A 4,669-nucleotide genomic window follows, 5' to 3' on the forward strand; every position below is an offset into this window, starting at 1 on the left:
GGGGGCGACGGGCTCCCGGGCGGGGCGCTCGCGACGGGGCTCCACCAGCAGGTCGGGGCGGCCGAGCTGGACCACGACCTTGTTGACCACCCGCTGGGCGGCGGCGAGGGAGCGCACCGGCAGCAACCGGCCCCGGCTCTCCCGGCGCAGCACGAAGTAGTGCACCGCGGCCCGGACCTGCCCCCGGTCGGCCGCGCTGGCCTGCGCGGTGGAGACGACCAGCTCCCGCAGCGCGGCGGCGAGCCGCTCGGCCAGCTCCAGCTCCGGGCCGGACAGCCCGGTGCGGACGGCAGCGAGGTGACCGTCGACCTTGCGGATGAGCACGTCGGTGCCGGGCTCGAAGCTCCGCTGCTCGACGGTCAATCCGATCTCCTCCACCCCGGGTCGACGCTCCGGGTGAAGTTACTTTATGTTGTGGGGCACAAGCAAGCAGTTAAGTAAGACTTAACGGATTGAACGCGCAAACATCGCGTATGAGCCGGAGCGGGGCAATGGCCCTCCGCCCAGAGCCCCGATGTCACACCGCCGGGGCAGGATGGATGGCGTGACGGATGCGATGGCGGGTTTCGGCGCGGCCACCCGGGAGTGGTTCGGCGCCGCCTTCGCCGCGCCCACCGCCGCCCAGACCGGCGCCTGGGGCTCCGTCTCCGCCGGGCGCAGCGCGCTGGTGGTGGCCCCCACCGGCTCGGGCAAGACGCTGGCCGCGTTCCTCTGGTCGCTCGACCGGCTCGCCCGCGAGCCCGCCCCGGCCGACCCCCGGCAGCGGTGCCGGGTGCTCTACGTCAGCCCGCTCAAGGCGCTCGCGGTCGACGTCGAGCGCAACCTGCGCACTCCCCTCACGGGCATTCGCCAGGCCGCCACCCGGCTCGGCGTCGCCCCGCCGGAGATCACCGTGGGAATGCGCACCGGCGACACCCCCGCCGACGAGCGGCGGGCCTTCGCCCGCACCCCGCCGGACATCCTCATCACCACACCCGAGTCGCTGTTCCTGCTGCTGACCTCCGCCGCCCGCGACTCCCTGCGCGGCGTCGAGACGGTGATCCTCGACGAGGTGCACGCGGTCGCCGGCACCAAACGCGGCGCCCACCTCGCGCTCTCCCTGGAACGCCTCGACGAGCTGCTGCCGGCCCCGGCACAGCGGATCGGCCTCTCCGCCACCGTCCGGCCCGTCGACGCCTGCGCCCGTTTCCTCGGCGGCGCCCGCCCCGTCGACGTGGTCGCGCCGCCCACCGCCAAGACGATCGAGGTCAGCGTCCAGGTGCCGGTGGAGGACATGACCCGCCTCGACGAGCAGGAGCCGCCGGAGGACGACCTCGGCGGCCTCGGCACGCGCCGGGCGTCCATCTGGCCGGCGGTGGAGGAACGCGTCTTCTCCCTGGTCAGGGCACACCGCTCGACCATCGTCTTCACCAATTCCCGGCGTTCGGCCGAGCGCCTCTGCGCCCGGCTCAACGAGCTGGCCGGCGAGGAGCTGGCCGGCGGGCCCACGCCGTCGCCGCGCGGCGCACAGGAGTGGGGCGGCCCCGAAGGGCCGGTGCGCGTCGGCCGCACGCCGGCGGAGCTGATGGCGCAGGCCGGCGCGGCGGCCGGCGCGCCGGCGGTGATCGCCCGCGCCCACCACGGCAGCGTCTCCCGGGAGGAGCGCAAGCACATCGAGGAGGCGCTCAAGTCCGGCCAGCTGCCCGCCGTGGTGGCGACCTCCAGCCTGGAGCTGGGCATCGACATGGGCGCCGTCGACCTGGTGGTGCAGATCGAGGCGCCGCCCAGCGTGGCCGCCGGCCTGCAACGGGTGGGCCGGGCCGGGCACCAGGTCGGCGCGGTCTCCCGCGGGGTGGTCTTCCCCAAGCACCGGGGTGACCTGCTGTCGTGCACCGTGGTGGCCGAGCGGATGGCCGAGGGCGCCATCGAGGAGCTGCACCACCCGCGCAACCCGCTCGACGTGCTGGCCCAGCAGATCGTCGCCATGGTGGCGTTGGAGCCGTGGCGCGTCGGTGACCTGGCCGTGCTCGTACGCCGGGCGGCGCCCTTCGCCGAGCTGCCCGACTCGGCGCTGCACGCCGTGCTCGACATGCTCTCCGGCCGCTACCCGTCCACCGCGTTCGCCGAGCTGCGGCCCCGGCTGGTCTGGGACCGCGCCACCGACACGCTCACCGGCCGTCCCGGCGCGCAGCGGCTCGCGGTGACCAGCGGCGGCACGATCCCCGACCGGGGCCTCTTCGGCGTCTTCCTGGCGGGGGCCGAGCGGGCCGCCCGGGTCGGCGAGCTGGACGAGGAGATGGTCTACGAGTCCCGGGTCGGCGACGTCTTCCTGCTCGGCTCGTCGTCCTGGCGGATCGAGGAGATCACCCCCGACCGGGTGCTGGTCTCCCCGGCCCCCGGGCAGGCGGCGAAGATGCCGTTCTGGAAGGGCGACCAGCTCGGCCGCCCCGTCGAGTTGGGCCGGGCCATCGGCGCCCGGGTGCGTTCGCTGCTGCGGCAGAGCGACGAGACGGCGGTCGCCGCGCTGCGGGCCGGCGGGCTGGACGACTGGGCCGCGGGAAACCTGATGGCCTACCTGCGCGAGCAGCGCGCCGCCACCCGGTCCCTGCCCGACGACCGCACCGTCGTGGTCGAGCGGTTCCGCGACGAGCTGGGCGACTGGCGGCTGGCCGTGCACAGCGTGCTCGGCGCCCGGGTCAACGGGCCGTGGGCGCTGGCCATCGGCCGCCGGCTCGCCGAGCGCTACGGCGTGGACGCCCAGGTGATGCCGTCCGACGACGGCATCGTGGTCCGCCTGCCGGACACGGCGGACGAGCCACCCGGCGCCGACGTGGTGGTCTTCGAGCCCGAGGAGATCGCCCAGCTCGTCGAGGAGTCGGTCGGCACGTCCGCGCTCTTCGCGTCCCGGTTCCGCGAGTGCGCCGCCCGGTCGCTGCTGCTGCCCCGCCGCGACCCGCGCCGCCGCCAGCCGCTGTGGCAGCAGCGGCAACGCGCCGCCCAGCTGCTCGACGTCGCCCGCGAGTACGCCGACTTCCCGGTCACCCTGGAGGCCGCCCGGGAATGCCTCCAGGACGTCTTCGACCAGCCCGCGCTGGCCGAGCTGATGCGCGACCTGGCCGCCCGCAAGGTGCGCCTGGTCGAGGTGGAGACCGCCCAGCCGTCGCCGTTCGCCCGGTCGCTGCTCTTCGGCTACGTCGGCGCCTTCCTCTACGAGGGCGACGCGCCGCTGGCCGAACGCCGGGCCGCCGCGCTGGCGCTGGACTCGACCCTGCTCGGCGAGCTGCTCGGCCGGGTCGACCTGCGGGAGCTGCTCGATCCGGCGGTGCTGGCCGAAACCGAGCGGCAGCTGCGCTGGCTGACCGAGCAGCGCCGCCCGCGCGACGCGGAGGACGTGGTCGAGCTGCTCCGCGTGGTCGGCGACCTGTCGGAGGCGGAGCTGGCCGAGCGGGGCGCCTCCCCCGCGTGGCTGACCGAGCTGGCGGCGGCCCGCCGGGTGCTGCGCGTACGCGTCGCCGGCGAGGAGCGCTGGGTCGGCGTCGAGGACGCGGCCCGGCTGCGTGACGCCCTCGGCGTGGCCCTGCCGGTCGGGGTGGCCGAGGCCTACCTGGCCCCGGTGGCCGATCCGCTCGGCGACCTGGTCGCCCGCTACGCGCGTACGCACGGGCCGTTCGCCGCCGCCACCTGCGCGGCCCGCTTCGGGCTCGGCGTCTTCGTGGTCGAGCAGACGCTGCGCCGGCTCGCCGCCACCGGTCGGGTGGTGGCCGGCGAGTTCACCCCCGACACTGCCGGCAGCCAGTGGTGTGATGCGGAGGTGCTGCGGCTGCTGCGCCGCCGGTCCCTGGCCGCGCTGCGCCGGGAGATCGAGCCGGTGCCGCCCCGCGCGCTGGCCGCGTTCCTGCCCCGCTGGCAGCAGGTCGGCTCGTCCGCGCGGGGGGTGGAGGCGCTGGCCGCCGCCGTGGAGCAGTTGCAGGGCGCAGCGGTGCCGGCGTCGGCGCTGGAACGGCTGGTGCTGCCCGGTCGGGTCGCCGACTACTCCCCCGCCCAGCTCGACGAGCTCTGCGCCAGCGGCGAGGTGCTCTGGGCCGGTTCCGGGGCCATCTCCGGCGGGGACGGCTGGGTCACCCTGGCCTACGCGGACGTCGCGCCGCTGCTGCTCGCCCCGCCCGACGAGGCGCTCACCCGCACCCCGCTGCACGACGCGGTGCTGGACGCGCTCGGCGACGGGCAGGCGCTGTTCTTCCGGTCGCTCTCCGACCGGGTCGGCTCGACCGACGACGCCGCGCTGACCGCCGTCGTCTGGGACCTGGTGTGGGCCGGTCACCTCACCAACGACACCCTCGCGCCGCTGCGCGCGGCACTCGGCGGCGGCGGGGCGCACCGGTCCCGTGCCACCGCGCCGCGCACCCGTTACCGGCGCCCCGGGCGGGTGGCCCTGCCGACGCGTGGGGGCCCGCCGACCGTGGCCGGCCGCTGGTCCCGCCTGCCGGAGCGCGACACCGACCCGACCCGACGCGCCGCCGCCCTGGCCGACGTGCTGCTCGAACGGCACGGCGTGGTGACCCGGGGCGCGGTCATGGCCGAGCAGGTGACCGGCGGCTTCGCCGCGGTCTATCCGGTGCTCTCCGCGCTGGAGGAGCGCGGCGCGGCCCGGCGGGGCTACTTCGTCGAGGGGCTGGGCGCGGCGCAGTTC

General features: G+C 76.2%; 2 protein-coding genes. One reads left to right on the top strand and one right to left on the bottom strand.

Features of this window, described 5'->3' with window-relative positions:
* A partial coding sequence (locus F6X68_RS30790; RefSeq protein ID WP_192581611.1) for a hypothetical protein occupies positions 1 to 363 on the bottom strand: 363 nt, incomplete at its 3' end.
* Positions 364 to 535: 172 nt separating this feature from the next.
* On the opposite strand from F6X68_RS30790, the gene F6X68_RS30795 reads away from it, so the two are divergent.
* The coding region (locus tag F6X68_RS30795; protein ID WP_370519016.1) for an ATP-dependent helicase at positions 536 to 4,669 on the top strand (4,134 nt) is incomplete at its 3' end.

Source organism: Micromonospora sp. AMSO12t, assembly GCF_008806585.1.
Lineage (GTDB): Bacteria > Actinomycetota > Actinomycetes > Mycobacteriales > Micromonosporaceae > Micromonospora > Micromonospora reichwaldensis.